Below are 3343 nucleotides of genomic sequence, written 5' to 3'. Positions count from 1 at the left end.
CGGCGGTCGCGATGGCCCGCACCGATTCCTCGGTGGCCGCGGCGGTCAGCACCGTCGACGACGTCGACGTCGAGTCGGGCCGGATCACCACGGTGATGGCGGTGAGCAGCCTCATCGAGGGTGGCCACCCGGGTCAATACGGCATCGGGCACGGCGCCGGCTCGGTCACCATCGCGCAATAGCGGGCCGGCCGCGGTCGGTGGGGCCGGGCGTGTCCCGGGCCGGCGTGCGCCGTCGATGTTAGGGTGAGATTCCGTGGGTCGGCAGGCCCTCAATCCCTGCGCCGTCGTCACGGAGGTTGGTGTTGCCACCACTGCGAAAGCACCCGCAAGCCGAGCCGAAGCACCTCTTCGTCACCGGTGGAGTTGCCTCCTCACTGGGTAAGGGATTGACCGCGAGCAGCCTCGGTCAGTTGCTGATCGCCCGCGGCTTGCAGGTCACCATGCAGAAGCTCGACCCCTATCTCAACGTCGATCCCGGGACGATGAACCCGTTCCAGCACGGGGAGGTCTTCGTCACCGAGGACGGCGCCGAGACCGACCTCGACGTCGGCCACTATGAGCGATTCCTCGACCGCGACCTGTCCGGGTCGGCGAATGTGACCACCGGGCAGGTCTATTCGACGGTGATCGCGAAGGAACGCCGCGGCGAATACCTCGGCGACACCGTGCAGGTGATCCCGCACATCACCGATGAGATCAAGCGGCGCATCCTGGCGATGTCCGATCCGGACGCCGACGGCCGGCGCCCCGACGTCGTCATCACCGAGATCGGCGGCACCGTCGGCGACATCGAGTCGCAACCGTTCCTGGAGGCTGCCCGCCAGGTCCGCCACGATGTCGGCCGGGACAACGTGTTCTTCCTGCACGTGTCGCTGGTGCCCTACCTTGCCCCCTCCGGCGAGCTCAAGACCAAGCCCACCCAGCACTCGGTGGCCGCGTTGCGCAGCATCGGTATCACCCCCGACGCCCTGATCCTGCGCTGCGACCGCGATGTGCCCGAGCCGCTGAAGAACAAGATCGCGCTGATGTGCGACGTTGACGTCGACGGGGTGATCTCCACCCCGGACGCGGCGTCGATCTACGACATTCCCAAGGTGCTGCACCGTGAGGAACTGGACGCCTACGTGGTACGCCGGCTCAACCTGCCGTTCAAGGATGTCGACTGGACCGAGTGGGACGAACTGCTGCGCCGGGTCCACGAGCCGCACGAGACGGTGCGAATCGCGCTGGTGGGCAAATACATCGACTTGTCCGACGCCTACCTGTCGGTGACCGAGGCGCTGCGGGCCGCCGGGTTCAGCCATTACGCGCGGGTCGAGATCAACTGGATCGCCTCCGATCAGTGCGACACCCCCGCCGGGGCGGCCGCCGCGCTCGGGGAGATGCACGGCGTGCTGATTCCGGGCGGCTTCGGGATCCGGGGCATCGAGGGCAAGATCGGCGCCATTGCCTACGCCCGCACCCACGGGCTGCCGGTGCTCGGATTGTGCCTGGGCCTGCAGTGCATCGTGATCGACGCCGCCCGCACCGCCGGGATCACCGAGGCCAGCTCGGCGGAGTTCGATCCGGACACCCCCGACCCGGTCATCGCGACGATGGCCGACCAGCAGGACGCGGTCGCCGGGGCGGCGGACCTGGGCGGCACCATGCGCCTGGGCGCCTATCCGGCGGTGCTGGAAGCCGATTCGATTGTGGCCGAGGCCTACCAGGCCACCGAAGTCTCCGAACGGCACCGCCACCGCTACGAGGTCAACAACGCCTACCGGGACCGGATCGCCGAAAGCGGGCTGCGGTTCTCCGGCACCTCCCCGGACGGCAAGCTGGTGGAGTTCGTCGAGTACCCGCGCGAGATGCACCCGTTCCTGGTGGGCACCCAGGCACACCCGGAGCTCAAGAGCAGGCCGACCCGGCCGCACCCGCTGTTCGCCGCGTTCGTCGGGGCGGCCATCGATTACAAGGCCGCCGAGCGGCTGCCGGTGGAGATCCCCGAACAGCACCACGAACACCACGAGCCCGCCGATCTCCAGCCCCGGGCCGACGGGCGCGGCGGCAGCGCCCAGCCGTTGGCCGACCCGCTGCAAGAAGCCCTGCCGGAACATGTAACCCGTGGCTGACCACGTCTTCGAGACCACCTCGTCGCAGCTGCTGCACAGCGGCAAGATTTTCGCGCTGCGCCGTGACGAGGTGCGGATGCCGGGCGGCACGACGGCCACCCGCGACGTGGTGGAACACTACGGCGCCGTCGGGATCGTCGCCATGGACGATGCCGGCAACATTCCGCTGATCTACCAGTACCGTCACGCGTTCGGCCGGCGGCTGTGGGAACTGCCCGCCGGACTGTTGGATCTCGGCGGTGAGGCGGCGCACCTGACCGCCGCCCGCGAACTCGTCGAAGAGGCCGGATTGACGGCGACCACCTGGCAGGTGCTCGTCGACCTCGACTCCACGCCGGGGTTCAGCGACGAGTCGGTGCGGGTGTATCTGGCCACCGGTCTCTCAGAGGTCGACCGCCCGGAGGCGCACGACGAGGAGGCGGATCTCACGCTGCGCTGGTATCCGATCGCCGAGGCCGCCAAGCTGGTGTTCAGCGGTGAGATCGTCAACGCCCTTGCGGTGGCAGGGATCCTGGCGGCCTATCTGCACCATCAGGGATTCACGACGTTGCGTCCGGTGGACGCCGAGTGGGTCGACCGGCCTACCGCGTTCGCCGCCAGGAAGAACCCGTCATGACGGCGGCGGCGCAGCCGGTCGATCCGCTGAGCGGGCAGCTGCAGGGCTACCTGGATCATCTGACGGTCGAGCGGGGCGTCGCCGCCAACACCTTGAGCTCCTACCGGCGGGATCTGCGCCGCTACACCGAGCACCTACTGGCCCGCGGCGTCGACGACCTGGCACGTGCCGGCGAGACCGACGTCACTGACTTCCTGGTGGCGCTGCGGCGCGGCGACCCCGAGAACGGCATACCGGCGCTGTCGGCGGTCTCGGCCGGGCGCGCCCTGATCGCGGTGCGGGGCCTGCACCGGTTCGCCGCCGCCGAGGGCATGGCGCCGATGGATGTGGCGCGCGGCGTCAAGCCGCCGACACCGGGGCGGCGGCTGCCCAAGAGCCTGACCATCGACGAGGTGTCGGCGCTGCTGGCCGGCGCCGGCGGAGAAAGCGTCTCGGACGGTCCACTGACACTGCGCAACCGGGCGTTGCTGGAGATGCTGTACTCCACCGGGTCGCGGATCTCGGAGGCCGTCGGACTGGACCTCGACGACGTCGACGTCAGTGATCGGTCGGTGCTGTTGCGCGGCAAGGGCGGCAAGCAGCGGCTGCTGCCCGCCCACCGGCACCCGCCG

At 69.4% G+C, this 3343-nt stretch carries 4 protein-coding genes; all 4 read left to right on the top strand.

Features of this window, described 5'->3' with window-relative positions:
* Window positions 1–182 (top strand): copper transporter (locus DQP56_RS23300; protein WP_165825131.1); only part of this gene is annotated, 182 nt, incomplete at its 5' end.
* 131 nt (window positions 183–313) lie between these two features.
* The gene (gene pyrG, locus DQP56_RS23295) at window positions 314–2116 is read left to right on the top strand and encodes a CTP synthase (RefSeq protein ID WP_112689417.1); all 1803 of its coding nucleotides are present in this window, start codon (window positions 314–316) and stop codon (window positions 2114–2116) included.
* Window positions 2109–2732, top strand: a complete 624-nt coding sequence (locus DQP56_RS23290; RefSeq protein WP_112689415.1) for an NUDIX domain-containing protein — start codon at window positions 2109–2111, stop codon at window positions 2730–2732. Before pyrG ends, DQP56_RS23290 begins: the two co-directional genes overlap by 8 nt.
* Window positions 2729–3343 (top strand): site-specific integrase (locus DQP56_RS23285; protein ID WP_165825130.1); only part of this gene is annotated, 615 nt, incomplete at its 3' end. The genes DQP56_RS23290 and DQP56_RS23285, both read left to right, overlap by 4 nt.

The sequence above is a fragment of the Mycolicibacter senuensis genome, assembly GCF_003284925.1.
Lineage (GTDB): Bacteria > Actinomycetota > Actinomycetes > Mycobacteriales > Mycobacteriaceae > Mycobacterium > Mycobacterium algericum_A.
Note: the sequence above shows the minus strand (reverse complement) of the source record. Positions and strands in the feature narration are given on the sequence as shown.